At 70.9% G+C, this 21,755-nt stretch carries 14 protein-coding genes, 5 tRNA genes and 1 pseudogene; 10 read left to right on the top strand and 10 right to left on the bottom strand.

Going from position 1 to position 21,755, the window contains the following annotated elements:
* Positions 1 to 62 precede the first annotated feature (62 nt).
* Complete coding sequence (gene purF / locus CHR28_RS33800) at positions 63 to 1,592, top strand: amidophosphoribosyltransferase (protein ID WP_094057543.1); 1,530 nt, start codon at positions 63 to 65, stop codon at positions 1,590 to 1,592.
* Between the two features lie 46 nt (positions 1,593 to 1,638).
* Positions 1,639 to 2,718 carry a phosphoribosylformylglycinamidine cyclo-ligase gene (gene purM, locus CHR28_RS33795; protein WP_094057542.1) on the top strand — a complete coding sequence of 360 codons (1,080 nt, stop codon included), beginning with the start codon at positions 1,639 to 1,641 and terminating at the stop codon, positions 2,716 to 2,718.
* Between the two features lie 80 nt (positions 2,719 to 2,798).
* Here purM and CHR28_RS33790 read toward each other — a convergent pair whose 3' ends face one another.
* Both CHR28_RS33790 and CHR28_RS33785 read right to left on the bottom strand, forming a co-directional pair.
* Positions 2,799 to 3,044 (bottom strand): DUF3073 domain-containing protein, encoded by a 246-nt coding sequence (locus CHR28_RS33790; RefSeq protein ID WP_053669978.1) that lies wholly within the window; start codon positions 3,042 to 3,044, stop codon positions 2,799 to 2,801.
* A 307-nt stretch (positions 3,045 to 3,351) separates the two neighbouring features.
* A complete protein-coding gene (locus CHR28_RS33785; protein ID WP_094057541.1) occupies positions 3,352 to 4,458 on the bottom strand; it encodes a Leu/Phe/Val dehydrogenase in 1,107 nt (368 codons plus the stop codon).
* Between the two features lie 222 nt (positions 4,459 to 4,680).
* On the opposite strand from CHR28_RS33785, the gene CHR28_RS33780 reads away from it, so the two are divergent.
* The gene (locus tag CHR28_RS33780) at positions 4,681 to 5,526 is read left to right on the top strand and encodes a hypothetical protein (protein WP_094057540.1); all 846 of its coding nucleotides are present in this window, start codon (positions 4,681 to 4,683) and stop codon (positions 5,524 to 5,526) included.
* Between the two features lie 599 nt (positions 5,527 to 6,125).
* The gene (gene bldC, locus CHR28_RS33775) at positions 6,126 to 6,332 is read left to right on the top strand and encodes a developmental transcriptional regulator BldC (RefSeq protein ID WP_003949541.1); all 207 of its coding nucleotides are present in this window, start codon (positions 6,126 to 6,128) and stop codon (positions 6,330 to 6,332) included.
* A 455-nt stretch (positions 6,333 to 6,787) separates the two neighbouring features.
* Here the strand turns inward: bldC and CHR28_RS33770 are convergent, their stop codons facing one another.
* The 8 genes and pseudogenes from CHR28_RS33770 to CHR28_RS33735 form a co-directional block, all read right to left on the bottom strand.
* A complete protein-coding gene (locus CHR28_RS33770) occupies positions 6,788 to 6,991 on the bottom strand; it encodes a DUF6274 family protein (protein ID WP_094057539.1) in 204 nt (67 codons plus the stop codon).
* A gap of 229 nt (positions 6,992 to 7,220) precedes the next feature.
* Positions 7,221 to 7,295, bottom strand: a tRNA-Asp gene (locus CHR28_RS33765).
* A 93-nt stretch (positions 7,296 to 7,388) separates the two neighbouring features.
* Positions 7,389 to 11,333 (bottom strand): ATP-dependent RNA helicase HrpA, encoded by a 3,945-nt coding sequence (gene hrpA, locus CHR28_RS33760; RefSeq protein WP_094057538.1) that lies wholly within the window; start codon positions 11,331 to 11,333, stop codon positions 7,389 to 7,391.
* 174 nt (positions 11,334 to 11,507) lie between these two features.
* Positions 11,508 to 13,270, bottom strand: a pseudogene (locus tag CHR28_RS33755) (trypsin-like serine protease).
* A 311-nt stretch (positions 13,271 to 13,581) separates the two neighbouring features.
* A tRNA-Phe gene (locus tag CHR28_RS33750) sits at positions 13,582 to 13,655 on the bottom strand.
* A 24-nt stretch (positions 13,656 to 13,679) separates the two neighbouring features.
* Positions 13,680 to 13,754, bottom strand: a tRNA-Asp gene (locus tag CHR28_RS33745).
* Between the two features lie 35 nt (positions 13,755 to 13,789).
* Positions 13,790 to 13,862: transfer RNA gene (locus tag CHR28_RS33740), tRNA-Glu, on the bottom strand.
* An 80-nt stretch (positions 13,863 to 13,942) separates the two neighbouring features.
* Positions 13,943 to 15,517: a metallophosphoesterase family protein gene (locus tag CHR28_RS33735; RefSeq protein ID WP_094057537.1), complete on the bottom strand. Its 1,575-nt coding sequence runs from the start codon at positions 15,515 to 15,517 to the stop codon at positions 13,943 to 13,945.
* A gap of 83 nt (positions 15,518 to 15,600) precedes the next feature.
* On the opposite strand from CHR28_RS33735, the gene CHR28_RS33730 reads away from it, so the two are divergent.
* The 6 genes from CHR28_RS33730 (at position 15,601) to CHR28_RS33710 (ending at position 21,739) form a co-directional block, all read left to right on the top strand.
* The gene (locus CHR28_RS33730; protein WP_031137833.1) at positions 15,601 to 15,951 is read left to right on the top strand and encodes a metallopeptidase family protein; all 351 of its coding nucleotides are present in this window, start codon (positions 15,601 to 15,603) and stop codon (positions 15,949 to 15,951) included.
* Positions 15,952 to 16,038: 87 nt separating this feature from the next.
* Positions 16,039 to 16,575 carry a hypothetical protein gene (locus CHR28_RS33725; RefSeq protein WP_094057536.1) on the top strand — a complete coding sequence of 179 codons (537 nt, stop codon included), beginning with the start codon at positions 16,039 to 16,041 and terminating at the stop codon, positions 16,573 to 16,575.
* A gap of 414 nt (positions 16,576 to 16,989) precedes the next feature.
* Positions 16,990 to 19,143 carry a DEAD/DEAH box helicase gene (locus tag CHR28_RS33720; protein WP_094057535.1) on the top strand — a complete coding sequence of 718 codons (2,154 nt, stop codon included), beginning with the start codon at positions 16,990 to 16,992 and terminating at the stop codon, positions 19,141 to 19,143.
* Between the two features lie 149 nt (positions 19,144 to 19,292).
* A tRNA-Lys gene (locus CHR28_RS33715) sits at positions 19,293 to 19,365 on the top strand.
* A gap of 398 nt (positions 19,366 to 19,763) precedes the next feature.
* A complete protein-coding gene (locus CHR28_RS37360; protein ID WP_107473153.1) occupies positions 19,764 to 19,874 on the top strand; it encodes a keywimysin-related RiPP in 111 nt (36 codons plus the stop codon).
* Positions 19,875 to 19,900: 26 nt separating this feature from the next.
* Positions 19,901 to 21,739 carry a lasso peptide isopeptide bond-forming cyclase gene (locus CHR28_RS33710; RefSeq protein WP_094057534.1) on the top strand — a complete coding sequence of 613 codons (1,839 nt, stop codon included), beginning with the start codon at positions 19,901 to 19,903 and terminating at the stop codon, positions 21,737 to 21,739.
* Positions 21,740 to 21,755 lie beyond the last annotated feature (16 nt).

Below are 21,755 nucleotides of genomic sequence, written 5' to 3'. Positions count from 1 at the left end.
CCACCGGAAAGTCCGGTATCCCCAATTCGGACCAGTGGTCGACCTCGCCTACACTCGGTGGCGTGCCACGTGGTGACGGACGACTCAACCACGACCTGCTCCCCGGCGAGAAGGGCCCCCAGGACGCTTGCGGCGTCTTCGGTGTCTGGGCTCCGGGCGAAGAGGTCGCCAAGCTCACGTACTTCGGGCTCTACGCCCTCCAGCATCGAGGCCAGGAATCCGCGGGAATCGCGGTCAGCAACGGCTCACAGATCCTCGTCTTCAAGGACATGGGCCTGGTCTCCCAGGTCTTCGACGAGACCTCCCTCGGTTCGCTCCAGGGTCACATCGCGGTCGGACACGCCCGCTACTCGACCACCGGTGCCTCCGTCTGGGAGAACGCCCAGCCGACGTTCCGTGCCACCGGGCACGGCTCCATCGCGCTCGGCCACAACGGCAACCTCGTCAACACCGCCCAGCTCGCCGAGATGGTCGCCGACCTGCCCAAGCAGGAGGGCGGGCGGACCCCGCGCGTCGCGGCGACCAACGACACCGACCTGCTCACCGCGCTCCTCGCGGCCCAGACGGACGAGGAAGGCAAGCCGCTGACCATCGAGGAGGCCGCGCACAGCGTCCTGCCGAAGGTCCGGGGCGCCTTCTCCCTCGTCTTCATGGACGAGCACACCCTGTACGCGGCCCGCGACCCGCAGGGCATCCGCCCGCTGGTCCTCGGCCGGCTGGAGCGCGGCTGGGTCGTCGCCTCCGAGTCCGCCGCCCTCGACATCTGCGGCGCCTCCTACGTCCGCGAGATCGAGCCGGGCGAGTTCGTCGCCATCGACGAGAACGGTCTGCGCACCTCCCGATTCGCGGAAGCGAAGCCCAAGGGCTGCGTCTTCGAGTACGTGTACCTGGCCCGCCCGGACACCGACATCGCCGGCCGGAACGTGTACCTCTCCCGCGTGGAGATGGGCCGCCGCCTGGCGAAGGAGGCCCCGGTCGAGGCCGACCTGGTCATAGCGACCCCGGAGTCCGGCACCCCCGCCGCCATCGGCTACGCGGAGGCCTCCGGGATCCCCTTCGGTGCCGGCCTGGTCAAGAACGCCTACGTGGGCCGTACGTTCATCCAGCCCTCGCAGACCATCCGCCAGCTGGGCATCCGCCTGAAGCTGAACCCGCTGAAGGAAGTCATCAAGGGCAAGCGCCTGGTCGTCGTCGACGACTCGATCGTGCGCGGCAACACCCAGCGGGCCCTGGTCCGCATGCTCCGCGAGGCGGGCGCCGCCGAGGTCCACATCCGGATCTCCTCGCCGCCCGTGAAGTGGCCCTGCTTCTTCGGCATCGACTTCGCCACCCGCGCCGAGCTCATCGCCAACGGCATGACGATCGACGAGATCGGCACCTCCCTGGGCGCCGACTCCCTGGCCTACATCTCCATCGACGGCATGATCGAGGCGACCACCATCGCCAAGCCGAACCTGTGCCGCGCCTGCTTCGACGGCGAGTACCCGATGGAGCTCCCCGACCCCGAGCTGCTCGGCAAGCAGCTGCTGGAGACGGAGCTGGCCGCCGGCCCGGCCGCCACGGCCGCCGCCGACGCGATCCGCCGCCCGTAGACGGGCCCGTCACCCCCGCCGTACGACACGAAGGTTCTCTTTAGCCATGTCCGAGAAACCCATTGCCGAAGGCGGCGCCAGCTACGCAGCCGCGGGCGTCGACATCGAAGCCGGCGACCGCGCCGTCGAACTGATGAAGGAGTGGGTGAAGAAGGCCCAGCGCCCCGAGGTCCTCGGCGGCCTCGGCGGCTTCGCCGGCCTCTTCGACGCCTCCGCCCTGAAGAACTACGAGCGCCCCCTGCTCGCCTCCGCCACGGACGGTGTCGGCACCAAGGTCGACATCGCCCGGCAGCTGGGGATCTACGACACCATCGGCCACGACCTGGTCGCGATGGTCATGGACGACATCGTGGTCTGCGGCGCCGAGCCGCTGTTCATGACCGACTACATCTGCGTCGGCAAGGTCCACCCCGAGCGTGTCGCCGCCATCGTCAAGGGCATCGCGGAGGGCTGTGTGCTGGCCGGCTGCGCCCTGGTCGGCGGCGAGACGGCCGAGCACCCGGGGCTGCTGGGCGAGGACGACTTCGACGTCGCCGGCGCCGGTACGGGCGTCGTGGAGGCGGACCGGCTGCTCGGCGCGGATCGCATCCGAACGGGTGACGCGGTGATCGCCATGGCGTCCTCCGGTCTTCACTCGAACGGGTACTCCCTGGTCCGGCACGTCCTGCTGAACCAGGCCGGCCTCGCGCTGGACGCGCACATCGAGGAGCTCGGCCGCACCCTCGGCGAGGAGCTGCTGGAGCCGACGAAGATCTACTCGCTGGACTGCCTGGCCCTGATGCGCACCACCGAGGTGCACGCCTTCAGCCACATCACCGGCGGCGGGCTCGCGGCCAACCTCGCCCGGGTCATCCCCGACGGGCTGCACGCGATCGTCGACCGCTCCACCTGGACGCCGGCCCCGATCTTCGACCTGGTCGGCCGTACGGGCAGCGTCGAGCGCCTGGAGCTGGAGAAGACCCTGAACATGGGCGTGGGCATGATCGCGATCGTGCCCCAGGAGTCCACCGAGGTGGCCCTGACGACCCTCGCCGACCGCGGCGTGGACGCCTGGGTCGCAGGCGAGATCACGGAACGGGGCGAGCACCCCACCGGTGCCGCCCTGATCGGTGACTACGCGAGCTGAGACACGGTCGTCACCTTGCACGCAGCACAGAACCCGGTCGGTGACCGGAGTCACCGACCGGGTGAATGCTCAGTGCAAGGTCAAGCGCCTCGACGATGCTGCGAGGACTGGCCGTCCTCGTCGTCGTCGTCCTCGTAGAGGTCGGCGTACCGTGCGTACAGGTCGTCGTCCTCATCGTCTTCGAACGGCTCGCCGTTAGGCGGCTGCGGATTCGAAGGCGATGCACCCAGCTCCTCGGCCAGGCGTGAGAGGTCAGTCCCACCGCTGTTGTACTTCAGCTGGCGGGCGACCTTCGTCTGCTTGGCCTTGGCCCGGCCGCGCCCCATGGCTCGACCCCCTCAACGACGGGGCTCGACGGCCCCAGAGTCTTGACACGCGTTCATGGTCCGGCACGGACTCTCCGCAGAGAGACCGGTCCGTAGGGCTTCCACGGTACCTGAGCCCGCGCCCATACGGTACGTCGCCCGCATGACGTGCCCGCGCCCAGGACCTTCGAGGCGCCCCGTCCTCGCTGGTCAACCGCGATTTTAACCACTTATCGGCGGTCGACCCGCCGGGAGAAGTGAGAGTTCTCTCTAACTGCCCACCGGCGGGTACCGGCCAAACGTGCGACTAGCGGTGCCCGGACCCGGGTCAGCTCGCCCGGCGCGCCGCGGCCGCGTCGTGCATCCGCTGCTCGGCGATCCGGTCGGCCGCCGCGGCCGGCGGAATACCGTCTTCCTTCGCACGTGCGAATATGGCGAGCGTGGTGTCGTAGATCTTGGCCGCCTTCGCCTTGCACCGCTCGAAGTCGAAGCCGTGCAGCTCGTCGGCCACCTGGATGACGCCGCCGGCGTTCACCACGTAGTCCGGCGCGTAGAGGATCCCGCGGTCGGCGAGGTCCTTCTCCACGCCCGGGTGGGCGAGCTGGTTGTTGGCGGCGCCGCAGACCACCTTGGCGGTGAGCGCCGGGACCGTGTCGTCGTCGAGCGCGCCGCCGAGCGCGCACGGGGCGTAGATGTCCAGGCCCTCGACGCGGATCAGGGTGGCGGTGTCGGCGACGGCCGTGACGCCCTCGGGGTGCGCGGCGAGGATCCGCCCCACGGCGTCCTCGCGCACGTCGGTGATGACGACCTCGGCGCCCTCCGCCCGCAGGTGCTCGACCAGGTGGTGGCCGACCTTGCCGACACCTGCGATGGCGACCTTGCGGCCGCGCAGGGTGGGGTCACCCCACAGGTGCTGCGCGGAGGCGCGCATGCCCTGGTAGACGCCGTAGGCGGTGAGGACGGAGGAGTCCCCGGCGCCGCCGTTCTCCGGGGAGCGGCCCGTCGTCCAGCGGCACTCGCGCGCCACGACGTCCATGTCGGCCACGTACGTGCCGACGTCGCAGGCGGTGACGTACCGGCCGCCGAGCGAGGCCACGAACCGGCCGTAGGCCAGCAGCAGCTCCTCGGTCTTGATCTGCTCCGGGTCGCCGATGATCACGGCCTTGCCGCCGCCGTGGTCGAGACCGGCCATGGCGTTCTTGTACGACATGCCGCGGGCGAGGTTCAGCGCGTCGGCGACGGCCTCGGCCTCGGTGGCGTAGGGGTAGAAGCGCGTACCGCCGAGCGCGGGGCCCAGGGCGGTGGAGTGGAGGGCGATGACGGCCTTGAGGCCGCTCGCGCGGTCCTGGCAGAGCACGACTTGCTCATGGCCTCCCTGGTCCGAGTGGAACAGGGTGTGCAGGACATCAGCAGGTGCGCCGGTTACGTCGGTCACGGTGGTGACTCCTGAGTAAGTTGCGGCGGGTGGAGACAGGCCCCGTGCGGGTGGCGGGGACTGTTGAGCATGAGATTAGAGCCTGGTGGGCCCGCCGGCCGCACGGTGCTCAGGATCACCTCCGAGCGGAGTACACCCGTGCGACGATTTGAATGGATTTCCCGCGCGATCGTGAGCGGGTTCCGCAGGTTTTCGCCGCGACGGGCGGGGGAGGGAGCAGGCGTGCCCAAGGTGTCCTCGGTGATCGTCCCCTACGCGACCTACTTGCGCGTGTACGAACCGCTGGCCGCCTTCCCCGAGCCGGAGCGCGGCCACTGGGCCCGTTACGCCCGCCGTCCGGATCGTCCCTCGTACCAGGACGAACTCCGGCGCGCCCTGGCCGACTTGGCGCCCACCCCGCCGGTCCCGGTGCCGGTGCACGAGAGCGAGGACGCCTTCGTGCTGGACGTGGACGGGGTCGTCTGCGTCTGCCCCTGGCGCACCCGGCTGCGCGGCTGGCTGGCCCTGGAGGACCTCTCGGACGAGCTCCCGCCGCCGGTCCTGGACGCGGTCCTGCCGCCCGTCCTGCGCCGCCAGGCCGCCCAGGACTACGAGCGCTGGCTGGCGATCAACCCGGACGCCCGGCCGTGGATCCGTACGGCGACCTGGCAGGTGCCGATCAGCTGGTTCGTGCTGGTCGCCGACGAGGAGCGCGAGTACGACAAGGGCGACAGCGAGGACAGCCCGCCCGTGCTGCGCTACCGCACCCCCATGGTCCAGGCCCGGCGGCGCGTGGCCCGGGGCCTGCGCGCCCTGCGGGAGGCCATGGACGAGGGACCGCTGATCGACGGCCTGCTGGACGTCGGGCGCTGGCTGGAGGAGTTCCACCCGCGCTCACTGGTGGAGCTGGACTACGGCGGCCTGGTGCACGCCGTGCCGGCCGGGACGCTGGAGGACGACCACTCCGCCGCCGACGTGGCCGAGGGCATCGCCGCGCTGCGCCGGGGTGACGGCGCCGCCGCCGGGGTGGCGTACGCCCGGCTCGTGGAGCGCTGGCGTTCGGTACGGGATCTGCGGTCGGCCAACTGACCCCTGACCTCGCGATCCGTACGGACCGCTCGTGGTCGGTCACGAACTGACGTTTGACGAACCGCCCGATTTGGGGTTTCGTCCTCGCACCGAGTTCCTGAAGCGGGCTGTGCGTTTCCTGAGGCTTCGTCAACAAGGGACGTAGGACCCGATCCGGGCGTACCTCTCAAGTAGACCAAGCGTGACGGACTACACGTACGGGGCCCTTGCGCCGCTTGCCCCTCCTCATGCCAAAATAGGACAAGGAGTCCGGGGAGGGCTCCTTCCGTCCCGTAGTGCTGCACTATGGGGGGAATCTCAGCATTGCACGCTTTGGGGGGTCTCGTGACTCCTGATCGCCGCTGTGACTGATCGTCACAGCGGCGTGACTGTCCGCTATGGCATGGTCCATCGGCTTCCGTGGCTGATGGGCACCTGGAGGGGCAATTCCATCGGTTTGGCCGACGCGGCTGGACAGATGGTGTAGTTGTAGTGCCGAGGACAAGCCGTTCGTCCTATAACCGACTCGACTCGCGTCCGCCATTTCGGGCAACGCGGGTCAAGGTGCAGAATTTAGAGGAAAGAACCGAGAAGGTTCGGTTCTCCCGAGGAGGCCGCTCATGACCGCTCGCACCCCTGATGCCGAGCCGCTGCTGACCCCGGCTGAGGTCGCCACCATGTTCCGCGTCGACCCCAAGACGGTCACGCGGTGGGCGAAGGCCGGCAAGCTCACGTCGATCCGCACGCTCGGCGGGCATCGGCGTTACCGCGAGGCTGAGGTCCGCGCTCTGCTCGCGGGTATTCCGCAGCAGCGCAGCGAGGCCTGAACAACTGAATACCGGGCAAAACGGTCCGTCCCCCAACTGGCCGTGACGTCCGGACCCACAGCTCCAAGCGACGCGGGGTCCTGCCCCAACAGGCCCCACGCCCAAGCCAGAGAGAGCTTTCCGGGCATGTAACAGGGTGCGTCGTCGGTCGCGCTGGACTCCGCCGGGTCCAGCGCGATCTTTTTTGTGCGCCGGGCACCCGCCGCCGGACCTGCTGTGAGCGGGCTTGTCGGAGTCTGGGGAGGGGTGTCGGATCAGCTGTGTGCGGCACCTCGGACAAGGTGCAATTGCACATATTAAATTGACCCTTTGTAGGAGGCGGGTAAGTACCGCACTTCGTAAAACTCATGCGGTGACACCCGTCACATACCAAGCGGCTTGTTAGCTCCGCCGCCGGTGCGGTAGAGGAGCCTCCGGCTCCAGCTCCCCTTCTGTGCACGGGTGTTGAGGCCGGCTCACGCGGGGGCGGGGCTCTCGTCCTCGGCGACCTCGTCCCGGGCCGGGCCGGTCTCCTGGGCCGTGCGGGGCGCGGACTCCATCGCCAGCCTCAGCAGGTGGTGGCAGATCGGGCAGTGCCGGGTGAGGTGCCGGTAGGACGACGCGGCCGCCAGGTGTGCGCGGAGCAGGGCCCGCGTCTCGTGCCTAGCCGATGCCGCCATACGCCACCTCCAGGGGCCGTACGGGGAGCGGCCCTGGTTCTGGGGTACCGACCGAATGAGGGGGCGTCAAGACGGCGCGTGGGGGCGCACGGAGCCATGGGCACCGCCGGGCCGACCGAGGGGCCGAGGGCTCACAGGGCATCCGCCTCGTCGGGCGGCGGGGCGGCGTGGTCCGCGGGCATGAAGAAGGCCCGCGCCCCTTTGCGGGGTGCGGGCCTTTTCTTTACTGCGGTCCTGACGGGATTTGAACCCGCGGCCTCCACCTTGACAGGGTGGCGAGCACTCCAAACTGCTCCACAGGACCAGGTTTCGCCGCGCTTTTCGTGCGTTGCGCTGCGAGAAGAGACTGTACAGGAGGGTGAGCCCCGGGTCGAACTCACCCAGCGTGCGCGGCCGGTCACGGGGCCAGCGCGTCGATCGCCTTCACGATCCGCTTGTCGGAGACCGGGTACGCCGTGCCGAGCGCGTGGGCGAAATAGCTCACCCGGAGCTCCTCCAGCATCCAGCGGACGTCCAGGACCTGCCGCGGCACCGGCCGGCCCTGCGGCATCTGCTCCAGGAGCCAGGCGTACTCGTCCTGCATCTCCCTGACCTTCTCCATGCGCGTGGTGTCGCGCTGGACGTTGGTCGGCATCTGCTGCAGGCGCCGGTCGGCCGCGACCAGGTAGCGCATCAGGTCCGGCATCCTGCGCACGCCCGCCTCCGTGACGAAGCCGGGCTTCACGAGGGCGTCCAGCTGCTTGCGGACGTCCTGGAGGTTCGGCAGCAGCGCCGGGCTGCGTACGGCCTTCAGGCGGCGCTCGCAGGCCTGCCAGGCGGCCAGGACCTGCTGCACCTGCCCCACCGTGCGGACGGTCGTGTCGACGATCTCCGCGCGCACCTTGTCGTACAGCTTCCGGTACGACTCCTCGTCCCACGCGGGGCCCCCGAAGTCGCCGATGAGCTTGTCCGCCGCCGCCATCGCGCAGTCGTCGAACAGGGCCTGCACCGACCCGTGCGGATTCGAGGACAGCGCCAGCTTCTGCGCGTTCGTCAGCTTGTCGGAGGCGAACTTCGCCGGGTTCACGGGGATGTTGCGCAGGATCAGCCGGCGCGTGCCCTTCCACATCGCCTCGGCCTGCTCGGCCTCGGTGTCGAAGAGGCGGACCGAGACCGTGTCGCCGTCGTCGACCAGCGCCGGGTACGCCTTGACCGGCTGGCCGGCCCGGCGCGTCTCGAAGACGCGCGTGAGCGTGCCGATCGTCCAGTCGGTGAGGCCCGTGCGCTCCAGGGACTCGCCGCCCTCGCGTTCGGCCGTGGCCGCCGCAGCCTGCGACAGGGCCTTGCGCGCCTTGGGCTTCAGCTTGAGCTTGAGCGCTTCCAGGTCCTTGTCCTCGGCCAGTTTGCGGCGGCGCTCGTCGACGATCCGGAACGTGATCTTGAGGTGCTCGGGGACCTTGTCCCAGTCGAAGTCCTCGGCGTCGAAGGGGACTCCGACCATGAGCCGCAGCTCGCGGGCCATGGTGGTGGTGAGGGGCTCCTGCAGCGGCACCGCCCTGTCCAGGAACGCCTTCGCGTAGTTGGGCGCGGGCACGTAGTTGCGGCGGATCGGCTTGGGCAGGGAGCGGATCAGCTCCGTGACCAGCTCCTCCCTCAGGCCCGGGATCTGCCAGTCGAAGCCCTCGTCCGTGACCTGGTTGAGGACCTGCAGCGGGATGTGGACGGTCACGCCGTCGGCGTCCGCGCCCGGCTCGAACTGGTAGGTGACACGGAACTTGAGGTCGCCCTGCCGCCACGAGTCGGGGTAGTCGGCCTTGGTGACCTCGCCCGCCTTCTCGTTGATGAGCATCTCGCGCTCGAAGTCGAGGAAGTCGGGCTGCTCGTGCCGCTTGCGCTTCCACCAGGAGTCGAAGTGCGCGCCGGAGACGACGTGTTCGGGGATGCGCCGGTCGTAGAAGTCGAACAGCGTCTCGTCGTCGACGAGGATGTCCCGGCGCCGGGCGCGGTGCTCCAGCTCCTCGACCTCGGTGAGGAGCCGGCGGTTGTCCGAGAAGAACTTGTGGTGCGTGCGCCAGTCGCCCTCGACGAGCGCGTTGCGGATGAACAGCTCGCGGCTGATCTCCGGGTCGATCCGGCCGTAGTTGACCTTCCGCTGCGCCACGATCGGCACGCCGTACAGCGTGACCTTCTCGTACGCCATCACGGCCGCCTGGTCCTTCTCCCAGTGCGGCTCGCTGTAGGTGCGCTTGATCAGGTGCGGGGCGAGGGGCTCGACCCACTCCGGCTCGATCTTCGCGTTGACCCGGGCCCACAGGCGGGAGGTCTCGACGAGTTCGGCCGACATCACGAACCGCGGGGGCTTCTTGAACAGCGCCGAGCCGGGGAAGATCGCGAACTTGGCGTTGCGGGCGCCCAGATACTCGTTCTTCGCGCCCTCCTTCACGTCCTTCATGCCGATGTGGGACAGCAGGCCCGCGAGGAGCGAGACGTGGATGCGGTCGGCCGGGGCGTCGTCCTCGTTGAGGTGGATGCCCATCTGCTTGGCGACCGTGCGCAACTGCGTGTAGATGTCCTGCCATTCACGGATGCGAAGGAAGTTGAGGTACTCCTGCTTGCACATCCGGCGGAAGGAGGACGAGCCGCGCTCCTTCTGCTGCTCGCGCAGATAGCGCCAGAGGTTGAGATAGGCCAGGAAGTCGCTGGTCTCGTCCTTGAAGCGGGCGTGCTGCTGGTCGGCCTGGGTCTGCTTGTCGGCGGGGCGTTCGCGCGGGTCCTGGATGGACAGCGCGGCGGCTATGACCATGACCTCCCGGACGCAGCCGTTCTTGTCGGCCTCCAGGACCATACGGGCCAGACGCGGGTCGACGGGCAGCTGGGCGAGCTTGCGGCCGGTGTCGGTGAGCCGCTTGCGGGGGTCCTTCTGCGCCGGGTCGAGGGCGCCCAGCTCCTGGAGGAGCTGTACGCCGTCGCGGATGTTGCGGTGGTCCGGCGGGTCGATGAAGGGGAACTTCTCGATGTCGCCGAGGCCGGCCGCGGTCATCTGCAGGATGACGGAGGCGAGGTTCGTCCGGAGGATCTCCGCGTCCGTGAACTCCGGGCGGGCGTTGAAGTCGTCCTCGCTGTAGAGGCGGATGCAGATGCCGTCGGACGTACGGCCGCAGCGGCCCTTGCGCTGGTTGGCGCTGGCCTGCGAGACCGGCTCGATCGGCAGGCGCTGGACCTTGGTGCGGTGGCTGTAGCGCGAGATGCGGGCGAAGCCGGGGTCGATGACGTACTTGATGCCCGGGACGGTCAGGGACGTCTCGGCCACGTTCGTGGCCAGAACGATCCTGCGGCCGGTGTGCGGCTGGAAGACGCGGTGCTGTTCGGCGTGGGAGAGCCGGGCGTAGAGCGGCAGTATCTCCGTGAAGCGGTAGTTCTTCTTGGTCAGGGCGTCCGCCGTGTCGCGGATCTCCCGCTCGCCGGAGAGGAAGACGAGGATGTCGCCCTGGCCCTCCTTCTGGAGTTCCTCGACGGCGTCGATGATCGCGGTGATCTGGTCGCGGTCGGCGTCGTCGCCGTCCTCTTCGAGGAGCGGGCGGTAGCGGACCTCGACCGGGTACGTCCGGCCGCTGACCTCGATGATCGGGGCGTCGCCGAAGTGCCGTGAGAAGCGCTCGGGGTCGATCGTCGCCGAGGTGATGACGACCTTGAGGTCGGGGCGCCTGGGCAGCAGCTGGGCGAGGTAGCCGAGCAGGAAGTCGATGTTGAGGGACCGCTCGTGGGCCTCGTCGATGATGATCGTGTCGTAGGCGCGCAGCTCGCGGTCGGTCTGGATCTCGGCGAGCAGGATGCCGTCCGTCATCAGCTTGACGAAGGTGGCCTCGGGGTCGACCTGGTCGGTGAAGCGGACCTTCCAGCCGACGGTCTCGCCGAGGGGCGTGTTCAGCTCCTCGGCGACGCGCTCGGCGACGGTCCGGGCGGCGATCCGGCGCGGCTGCGTGTGCCCGATCATGCCGCGCACGCCCCGGCCCAGCTCCATGCAGATCTTGGGGATCTGCGTGGTCTTGCCGGAGCCGGTCTCGCCCGCGACGATCACGACCTGGTGGTCGCGGATCGCCGCCGCGATGTCGTCCTTCTTCTGGCTGACCGGCAGCTGCTCGGGGTACGTGACCTCCGGCATGCGGGCCCGGCGGCCGGCCATCCGCTCCTCGCCCTTGGCGATCTCCGCCTCGATCTCGGCGAGGACGGCGGCCCGGGCCTCCGGCTTGCGGATCTTGCGCGCACCTTCGAGCCTGCGCCCGAGCCGGTGCGCGTCGCGCAGGGACAGCTCGGTCAGGCGGGCGGCGAGGGCGCCGGGGGTGGGGGCGGATTGCGTAGACATACGGGATCCAGGATCTCATCCCCGGGAAATTCGTGGCTAACGCTTTTGCCCCGGGGCGGGAGCGGTGCCTGCCGTGGGGCCGGAGCGGTGCCTGCCCATGGGCTGGAGCGGTGCCTGCCCCAGGGCGGGAGCGGCGGCTGCCCCCGCCCTGGCCGGCGCCTCGGACCCGGCGGTTCAGCCCCAGATGTCGTACTGCTGGAAGCCGGTGCCGACCGAGACCCGTGGAGCGAAGATCTCGCTCGTCGCCTTGCCCGTGCCCTTGTAGAGGTAGAGCGTGCCGCCGGGGGTGCGGGCCAGGAAGTCGGCGTTGCCGTCGCCGCTGACGTCGCCGACCGCGTCGAAGGCGTTGTAGCCGGTCCAGGCGCTGCGCACCTTGATCCGGGCGGAGAAGGCCTCCGAGCCGGTCTTGCCGGTGCCCTTGTACAGGTACAGGTCGCCGGTGCCGGACTGGCGGGCGAGCAGGTCGGCCCGGCCGTCGCCGGTGAGGTCGCCGTGGCCGCGCACGGAGTTGTACTGGTTCCAGCCGGTGCGCACCGAGAAGCGGGAGCCGAAGGTGCCGTTGCCCTTGCCGGGGTAGGTCCACAGGACCCCACTGGAGTCGACCGACAGCAGGTCGGGCACGTAGTCGCCCGTGACGTCGCCCGGCACGATGATCCGGGTGCGGGTCTTCCAGCCGGTGGCGATCTTCGTGTCGGTCCAGGAGCCGCCGGTGCGGGCGCTGTTGAGCACGTAGTGCTTCCAGTACACGTCACCGGTGGAGCCGACCCGGAAGATCAGGTCCTGGTAGCCGTCCCGGTCGAGGTCGGTCTGGAGGATCAGGTTGGCCGCCCCCAGTTGCCCCAGGAGGCGCGGGTGCCGAACGAGGTGCCGCTGGAGTCCTTCTCGTAGCCGGTCTTCGTGGCGGAGTTCCGGACGAAGAGGTCGGCCTTGCCGTCGGGCCTGCCGTTGAAGGTGCTCAGGTTCGTGTCGTCGATCTGCCGGTAGGCGGAGCCGGCGTAGGCGCTCTTCCTGGTGAAGACGCTGTAGTAGCCCTGTGTCACGCAGTCCTTCACGCCCCAGGAGACCACTCCGGCGATCCGGCCGCCGACGACGAGCGGGCCGCCGGAGTCGCCGTTGCAGGCCGCGGTCGTGCCGGTGTCGGTCCCGCTCTGGGTGCCGGCGCAGACCATGCGCCCCGGGACGAAGGCCGTGTCGTAGACGCCGGAGCAGGTGCTGTCGGAGCGCAGGGTCAGCGTGGCCGTCCGCAGGGTCTGGGACAGGTCCTGGGCGGTGGAGGAGGTGCGGCCCCAGCCGTAGAGCTTGGCCTGGGTGCCGGCGGCGTACGAGGCGGTGTCGCCGTGGGTGACCATGCGGATCGGCGTCGCCTTGACCGGGACGGCCAGGGTGAGCATGCCGAGGTCGCTCTCGTACTTCCCCACCTCCCGGTCCACCGGGTCGTACCCCCACTGCCACCACTGGCGCTGCACCGCCGTGGCCTGGCCGCCGTGCAGGTCGGTCGCGCCGGTGGAGTCGGTGGTGGGCAGCTGGGCCGTACCGGTGACGACGGCTCCGTGGGCCTGCCAGTTGTAGTCCCTGTTGTCCTCGCGCAGGCAGTGGGCGGCGGTCAGGATCTTCGTCGGTGCCACGACCGCGCCACCGCAGAAGAAGCTGACGTCGTCGCCGGTCTCGGGGGTGTTCCTGTCGTCGTGGTACCAGAGCTGGGCCATCCACGGGGCCGAGCTCAGCGTGGTCTCCGTACCGCCGATGATCTTCGGGTCGGTGTCCGACGGGACCGTGGCGGAGCTCAGTGACGACTTCTCGGTCGTCCGGCCCGCGCTGCCGTCGACGGCGAGGGCCCCCGCGATGCGCTTCTCCAGCGCGGCGGGCGAGGGCGAGTCGATGACCGGCTCGACGGCCGGGGCCGGCAGGACGGTGGCCGCACCGGCGGACGACGTCATCACGGTGGCGGCGACGGCCGCGGCGAGACCGGCGGCCGCAACGGGCAGGGCGAGGCGGATCCGGCGTCTGTGACGGCCGCCGGACGGTGACGTGCTCAACGAGTCCCCCCTGAGGAACCGATACGGGTGGGACAGGAGATGCGTCCCAACCGTCTCAGCGCCGGTCGGCGGACCTTCGTCACTGGGCTCCGCACGCACCGCACGCACCGCACGGAGACGTCCGGAAGCGGAGGGCATGTCCGTCAGGCCGACACGAAAGAGCCCCTCTCCGGAATCCCGGAGAGGGGCTCAAGCCCTGGTGAGGGCGGCGGTGGCTGGGGCCGGGGTCGAACCGGCGACCTTCCGCTTTTCAGGCGGACGCTCGTACCAACTGAGCTACCCAGCCACGAGGTTTCACGTGAAACCTCAGCGGTCCTGACGGGATTTGAACCCGCGGCCTCCACCTTGACAGGGTGGCGAGCACTCCAAACTGCTCCACAGGACCAAGCTTCGTACGACAGTGTCGCACAGGGTGGTGCGTGCCCCCAACGGGATTCGAACCCGTGCTACCGCCTTGAAAGGGCGGCGTCCTAGGCCGCTAGACGATGAGGGCTATCGGCCCGCCTGGGCGCTTCTCAGCGCGTCGGGGACGTGAGAAGCATATGGGATGGCGGGAGCTATCGCCAAAACGGTTTAGGGGGAGGGGGAGGGCGTGCCCGTGGTGGACGTGCTCGCGGACGGTTCGGCGCCGGGCTGGTTCTCCTCCGGGAGATGGCGGCTGACCTCGGCGGTCGTGAGGCCGAGGCCGCCCAGCTCGATCTCGTCCCAGGCCTGGAGATGGCGGGTGTCCCGGTCGAAGTAGAGGATCGACGCCTCGATCGGGTCGGGATGCCTGCCCTCGATGGCGCGCAGGCCGCTGCCGCCGGTCGAGCCCTCGATGCGCAGCCGCGTGCCGTACTTCAGGACCTCCATCTCGTCGTGGTGGAGATGGCCGGCCAGGACCAGGGGGACCTCGCCGTCGACCTCGCGGGCCGCGGAGGGCTCGTGGGCGATGGCGACGTCCACCGGGGTGCCCGCGGCGCGCTGGTCGCGCAGGGCCGTGGCCAGGCGGGCGCCCGCGAGTTCCTGGGACTGCTCGGCGCCGGCGCTCCTGGAGCGGTCGGGGGTGAACTGCGGATCGCCGATGCCCGCGAAGCGCAGGCCCTTGATCGTCTTGGCCCGGCCGTCGTCCAGGACGTGGACGTTCTTCAGGTCCTCCAGATAGCGCTGGGTGATCATCGAGTCGTGGTTGCCGCGGACCCAGACGTACGGGGCGCCGAGGTCCTCGATGGGGTCGAGGAAGCCGTTCTCGGCGGCCGTGCCGTGGTCCATCGTGTCGCCCGAGTCGACGATCACGTCGACCTGGTACTGCTCCACCAGCGAGGCGATGATCTTCCAGCTCGCCGGGTTGAGATGGATGTCGGAGACGTGCAGGACCCGGATGGTGGAGGGGTCGGGCGCGTACGCGGGGAGCGTGGAGGTGGCGTCGTAGAGCTTGGTCACGTTGGTGACCAGGCGGGCCAACTCCTTCTGGTAGACGTCGAATTCCGTGACGATGCTGCGCGCGTTGCCGACCAGGGAGGGGGCGGAGGTGAGCAGCCCGGAGAACTTGGGCTCCAGGACCGAGTCCGGCCGCCAGGTGGCGTACGCCGTGCCGCCCGAGGCGGCGAGCAGGGTGAGGGCCAGGCCGCCGGCGGCCATCGCGCGGCGGGGGCGGCGGTAGACCGCGAGGCCCAGGGCGGTGGCGCCCACGACGACCGCTACGCCGGAGCGCACGGCCAGGTCGAGGGTGCCGCGGCCGACGTCCTCGGTGACCTCGTCCTGGAGGCCGGAGAGCCGCTCGGGGTGGTCGACCAGGGCCTGGGAGCGGTCGGGGTCGAGCTGGTCGACGTTGACGTCCAGACGGACGGGGGCGATGTGGCTGTTCAGTTCCAGGGCGCCCAGCGGCGAGATGTTGATCTTCGTCCCGCCGGTGAGGGACGGGCGCAGGGTCATCGTCGTGTTCATGGGGCCGACCGGGACCCGGACGTTGCCCACGACCAGCAGGCCGAGCCAGGCGCCGACCAGGACAACGGTCACGAGTCCCACCGCACGGGTCCAGGGGTGCGGCTGCGGTACGAGTTGGATCGTGGTGGGCGCCTGGCGGGAGCGGTAGAGGCGGGCCAGGGCGCGCGGGGCCATGCGGATCGGGTTCAGGACACTCAGGACTGCGGCGGGGACGCGGGCCATTGGTCCCGTATGCCCAAGTCCGCGGCCGGATATGCGGCGCCGGGAGGCTCTCGTGGGGAGGCCGCGTGGCGGACAATGGGCCTGTGCTGGAGATGACGCGCGAGGAGTTCGAGGAACTGGTCGCCGAGGCGCTCGACCGGATCCCGCCGGAGCTGACGCGACTGATGGACAACGTCGCGGTGTTCGTCGAGGACGAACCGCCCGCGGACGATCCCGAGCTGCTCGGGCTCTACGAGGGGACGCCGCTGACCGACCGGGGCGAGTGGTACGCCGGTGTGCTGCCCGACCGGATCACCGTCTACCGGAACCCGACCCTGCGGATGTGCGAGTCCCGGGAGGACGTCGTCGCCGAGACGGAGATCACCGTCGTGCACGAGATCGCGCACCACTTCGGCATCGACGACGAGCGCCTTCACGCCCTGGGCTACGGCTGAGCGGGTTGTGAATACGGGGCGCGTGTCCTCTTGTGGGCGGCGGGAGTTGGAGGTGTTGACTCCATCACCCCTCCCGGAGGTGGCCCCGTGCGCCCCTTGTACGTACCCGTCCGCCTGGCCGCCACCGTCGTGGCCGTCGCCGCTGCCGCCGGCTGTATGAGCGTGGGCGACGACGACGCGGGCGGGCGCGCCAAGCCGTCTCACTCCGCCGGGCAGCGCGGTGGCGAGGCGTCCGGCGGCGGCTCGACGGTGTCGGGCGGCGCCGGCGGCTTCGGGCCCGCGGCGGTCGACGGGAAGCGGGGCGGCAAGGACAAGAAGGGGAAGAAGGGGGAGCGGGGCGGGCCGGGGGAGTCGGCGTCGCCCGAGGCGTCCCCCACGCCGGACGCGAGCCCGTCCGCGCCGGGGGCCGGTGATCCCAAGCCCGGCAAGCCGGGGAAGCCGACGCCGAAGCCGCCGGCCCAGCCGACGCCCACCCGGACGTCGGAGCCGGAGCCGACCCCGACGCAGCAGGAGCCGACGGCGTCCCCGGAGCCGACCCCGGAACCGTCGTCGTCGGCCCACGAGCCCCCCGGTCCCCAGCTGGAAAAGCGCGAACCGGCACCGGAGGCCGGGGCACCGGCCTGAGCGGGCCGGGGGCGGATTCCACCGAGGGCCCGGTGCCGAGGCCGTGGGGCCTTGGTGCCGCGGGGGCGGGGGGTCGGGGGCCTGGTGTGGCGGTCGCCACGGTGGGTCCGGTCGCGGTGCGGGAACATTCCGCGCGGTGGGGCGGTTGTGGGCTCTCGGGAAGTACTTCGGGGCGTCTGCCGCGGGGTCGCTTCCCGCTGTCTCCCGCTCGGTCCGGTTTGCGTAACGCGGCCCGGACTGCGTATGGTGGCAGATCGTTTGATCCCATCTTGCCCGGCGCCACCGCAGAGCGCGCCGTGTGGCGCGTACTCTCCCTTGCCGTGGTGGACCGCATTGAGGCGGTCGTATTGCGAATCGCGAATCACGGAGTTGACGGGCGCGTGCCGACGAGACTCCGGAAGGTTTCGCATTCGCATGTCCATCGCCAGTACTGATCACGTCGTCGTGCCCGAGAACGAGGCAGCCGACACCACCCCCGAGGCCACTTTCGCGGACCTCGGTCTGCCCGAGGGCGTCGTGCGCAAGCTCGCGCAGAACGGCGTGACCACCCCCTTCCCGATCCAGGCCGCGACCATCCCGGACGCCCTGGCCGGCAAGGACATCCTCGGCCGCGGCCGTACCGGCTCCGGCAAGACCCTCTCCTTCGGTCTGCCGACCCTGGCGCAGCTCGCCGGCGGCCGCACCGAGAAGCACAAGCCGCGTGCCGTCATCCTGACGCCGACCCGCGAGCTGGCCATGCAGGTGGCCGACGCCCTCCAGCCCTACGGCGACGTCCTCGGCCTGAAGATGAAGGTCGTCTGCGGCGGTACGTCCATGGGCAACCAGATCTACGCCCTGGAGAAGGGCGTCGACGTCCTGGTCGCCACCCCGGGCCGGCTGCGCGACATCATCAACCGCGGCGCCTGCTCCCTGGAGAACGTGGAGATCGCCGTTCTCGACGAGGCCGACCAGATGTCGGACCTGGGCTTCATGCCCGAGGTCACCGAGCTGCTGGACCAGGTCCCGGCGGGCGGCCAGCGGATGCTGTTCTCCGCGACCATGGAGAACGAGATCAAGACCCTGGTCGACCGGTACCTGAACAACCCGGTCAGCCACGAGGTCGACGCCGCGCAGGGTGCCGTGACGACCATGTCGCACCACATCCTGATCGTGAAGCCCAAGGACAAGGCGCCGGTCACCGCCGCGATCGCCTCCCGCAAGGGCCGCACCATCATCTTCGTCCGCACCCAGCTCGGCGCCGACCGCGTCGCCGAGCAGCTGCGCGACGCCGGTGTGAAGGCCGACGCGCTGCACGGCGGCATGACGCAGGGCGCGCGTACGCGGACCCTGGCCGACTTCAAGGACGGGTACGTCAACGTGCTCGTCGCCACCGACGTCGCCGCCCGCGGCATCCACGTCGACGGCATCGACCTGGTGCTGAACGTGGACCCGGCCGGTGACCACAAGGACTACCTGCACCGCGCGGGCCGCACCGCGCGGGCCGGCCGGACCGGCACGGTCGTCTCCCTCTCCCTGCCGCACCAGCGGCGCCAGATCTTCCGGCTGATGGAGGACGCGGGCGTCGACGCCTCGCGCCACATCATCCAGGGCGCCGGCGCCTTCGACCCGGAGGTCGCCGAGATCACCGGCGCCCGGTCGATGACCGAGGTGCAGGCCGAGTCCGTGGGCAACGCCGCGCAGCAGGCCGAGCGTGAGGTCGCCCAGCTCGCCAAGGAGCTGGAGCGGGCGCAGCGCCGGGCGAACGAGCTGCGCGAGGAGGCCGACCGGCTGCTCGCGCGGGTCGCCCGTGAGCGCGGCGAGGAGCCCGTGGCCGCGGACGCCGAGGGCGGGGACGCCCCCGTCGCCGTCGAGGTGTCGGTGCCCGAGCAGCCGACCGCCAAGGACGTCGAGCGTCAGGACCGCGCCGAGGCGCCCGCGCCCTACGAGCGCCGGGAGCGGCGTGAGGAGCGCGGCGGGGCCGGGCGTGACCGGTACGCCGACCGGGACCGGTCCTTCGACCGCGACCGTTCCTTCGACCGTGACCGTGGCGGCCGTTCCTTCGAGCGTCGTGACGACCGCCGTGACGACCGTGGCGGGCGTTCCTTCGAGCGCCGTGACGACCGTGGTGGCTTCAACCGCGACCGTGACCGTGACCGCGGCGGCCGTTCCTTCGAGCGTCGTGACGACCGTGGCGGCTTCCGCCGGGACGACCGCGCGGACCGGGGCGACCGCGGTGAGCGCGGCGGCTTCCGGCGCGACGACCGGGGCGACCGCGGTGGCCGTTCCTTCGAGCGTCGTGACGACCGTGGCGGGCGTTCCTTCGAGCGCCGTGACGACCGCGGTGGCTTCAACCGCGACCGTGACCGCGGCGGCTTCCGCCGGGACGAGCGCGGTGGGCACCGGGGCAGCGACCGTCCCTTCAACCGCGACCGCCGCGACGACCGTCCGGGCTTCCGCCCCGGCGGCCACGACCGTCCGGGCCACGACCGTCCCGGTCACGACCGCCCCTACGGCCGTCGTGACGACCACCGCGGCGGCGGTTCCTTCGGCCGCCGCGAGGACAAGCCGCGCTGGAAGCGCAACGGCTGACCCCCACGTGTGACCGAGCGCCGTGGCCCCGTGCGGGCCGCGGCGCTCGGCCGTTCCGGCCCTGTTTCGCCCTCCGGCGCGGCCGGGACGCCGATACCCGATCGGAGACTCGGCGTCGTCCGGCTATGCTCGTGGGGGCAACATCGCCCGGGCCCTTAGCTCAATTGGCAGAGCAGTGGACTTTTAATCCATTGGTTGTGGGTTCGAGTCCCACAGGGCCTACCGTTCGGCCCCGGGTCGGAGTGCACGGAAGTGCATCCGGCCCGGGGCCTTCGTGTTGCGCGGGTTTTGGTCGGAAGCGTGGCAGGAGCACGCGCGCACGAGCCCGTGCGCCGGGCGGCTCCCTACCGGGCACCCCGTGCCGCTGGTCGGCCGGTGGCCCGTATCCCGGCCCAGGCGCGCACGTCGAAGCGTTTCTGCAGGTTCCGTGGGCGGGCCGGTCATCCCTCGTACGACGTCGGACGAGCTTCCTGGGTGCGGTCCGGCACACCGGCCCTGCGCGCTCTCTTCATATGATCTGACGGTCTCTCATGCCCTTGTCCTGCACGCCGGTTGTGCAGCTAGCTGGGTGCTGCGCCCCGTGCAAGCGGTCGCGCTACCGCATCAGAGGAGGAGAGATCATGAAGAAGGCATACGAGGCCCCGACCCTGGTCCGGCTCGGGACCTTCCGCAAGAAGACGGGTCTCCTGCAGCGCTCCGGTAACGACCGGCTGATCCTCAGCAAGAACTGACGGGCGACGGTCACTGACCCGACGTCATGACGCAACTGCACGAGAGTGCGGGGACGGGCCCCGGCGACGCGCACTTCACGGTCTTCACGGACCGGGAGGACGCGGCCGCCGTGGCCCGCTCCTTCGCCCGCCCCGGGACCCGAACCCTTCCGCACCCCTCCGGCCGGCCCTGGCTGGTCGGCCGGTGGGCCGACGAGGAGATCGTCACCGCGCAGGCCGGCCGTGCCGCCCTGGCCGTCGTCGGCTGCTGCCCGGTCGAGGCCGGCGAACTGCGCCGGTACGCCGAGCGGTTGCGCGATCTCGCCGACGTGGACGTCCTGGCCCGCTCCCTGCCCGGCAGCTTCCACCTGGTCGCCGCCCTCGACGGCCGGCTCCGGGTGCAGGGGACCGCGTCCGGGCTCCGGCTGGTCTTCCACGCCACCGTGGACGGCGTACGTGTGGCCGCCACCCGCGCGGATGTCCTCGCCGGCGCGCTCGGCGCCGCACCGGACCCGGAGCGGCTGGCGGTACGGCTGCTGTGGCCCGCCCCCTATCCGCTGTCCGAGACGTCGCTGTGGCGCGATGTCACCGCCGTGCCCCCGCAGGACGCGCTGTTCGTCGGGGCGGACGGGCGCGGTGTCCGGCACGCGCGCTGGTGGACGCCACCGGAGCCGGTCCGCCCGCTCGCCGACAGCGCGCCGTCGGTCCGGGAGGCCCTCACCGCCGCCGTCGACGCCCGGACCCGGGCGGGCGGCGTGGTCAGCTGCGACCTCTCCGGCGGCCTGGACTCGACCTCCCTGTGCTTCCTGGCCGACCGCTCCGCCGCCCGCGTGGTGGCCGCCACCTGGCCCGGGCGCGATCCGGCCGACACCGACCTGTACTGGGCGGAACAGGCCGCCAAGCACCTGCCGGACGTCGAGCACGTGGTGTGGGACGCCGACGCCTCGCCGCTCGTCTACGAGGACCTGCTCACCATCGACGACCTGCTGGACGAGCCCACCATCGGCGTCATGGACCGCTCCCGGGTCCTGCACCATCTGCCGGCCCTGGCCGAGCGGGGCAGCAGGCTCCATCTGACCGGCGTCGGCGGCGATCACGTGGCCTGGTGCTCCGAGGCGTACTACCACCGACTGGCGCGCACCCGGCCGCTGTTCGCGTGGCGGCAGCTGCGCGGCTTCCGGGCCCTGTGGCAGTGGCCCCTGGGCGACACGCTCAGGGCGCTGGCCGACTCCCGGCCGTACGGCAGGTGGCTCGCCGACGCGGCGGGGCGGCTGCGCGTCCCGTCCCCGGCGAACGTCACCACCAGTCTCGGCTGGGGCATGCCCCCGCGCCTGTTCGACTGGGTCACCCCCGATGCCGAACAGGCCGTGCGCAGGGCGCTCGGCGAAGCGGCCGCGACGGCCACACCGCTGCACCCGGACCGCGGCCTGCACGCCGACCTGGAGCAGATCCGCTCCTGCACCCGCATCATCCGCCAGTGGGACCGCATGGCTGCCCGGGCCGGGCTGCCGATGGCCTCGCCGTTCCTCGACGACCGGGTCATCGAGGCCTGCCTGGCCGTGCGGCCGAGCGAGCGCGTCTCCCCCTGGCAGTACAAGCCGCTGCTCACCGCCGCGATGCGGGGTGTGGTGCCCGACGCCTGTCTGCGGCGCACCGACAAGGCCGCGGCCTCGATGGACGCCGCCGACGGGCTGCGCACGCACCGCGGCGACCTGCTGGCGCTGTGGGAGGACTCCCGGCTCGAAGCGCTCGGCCTGGTCGACGGTCACGCGCTGCGCCGCCTCGCCCAGCGCCCCGCCACCCCCGGGCTGCGCGACGCGATCCTCTACTCGACCATCGCCGCCGAGGTCTGGCTGCGCGGACTGTCCCGTACCCCCGCCCTCTGACCACGCACCCCCACCG

Source organism: Streptomyces sp. XY006, assembly GCF_002237655.1.
Classification (GTDB): Bacteria; Actinomycetota; Actinomycetes; order Streptomycetales; family Streptomycetaceae; genus Streptomyces; species Streptomyces levis.
This window is presented reverse-complemented; position numbering and strand designations above follow the sequence as displayed.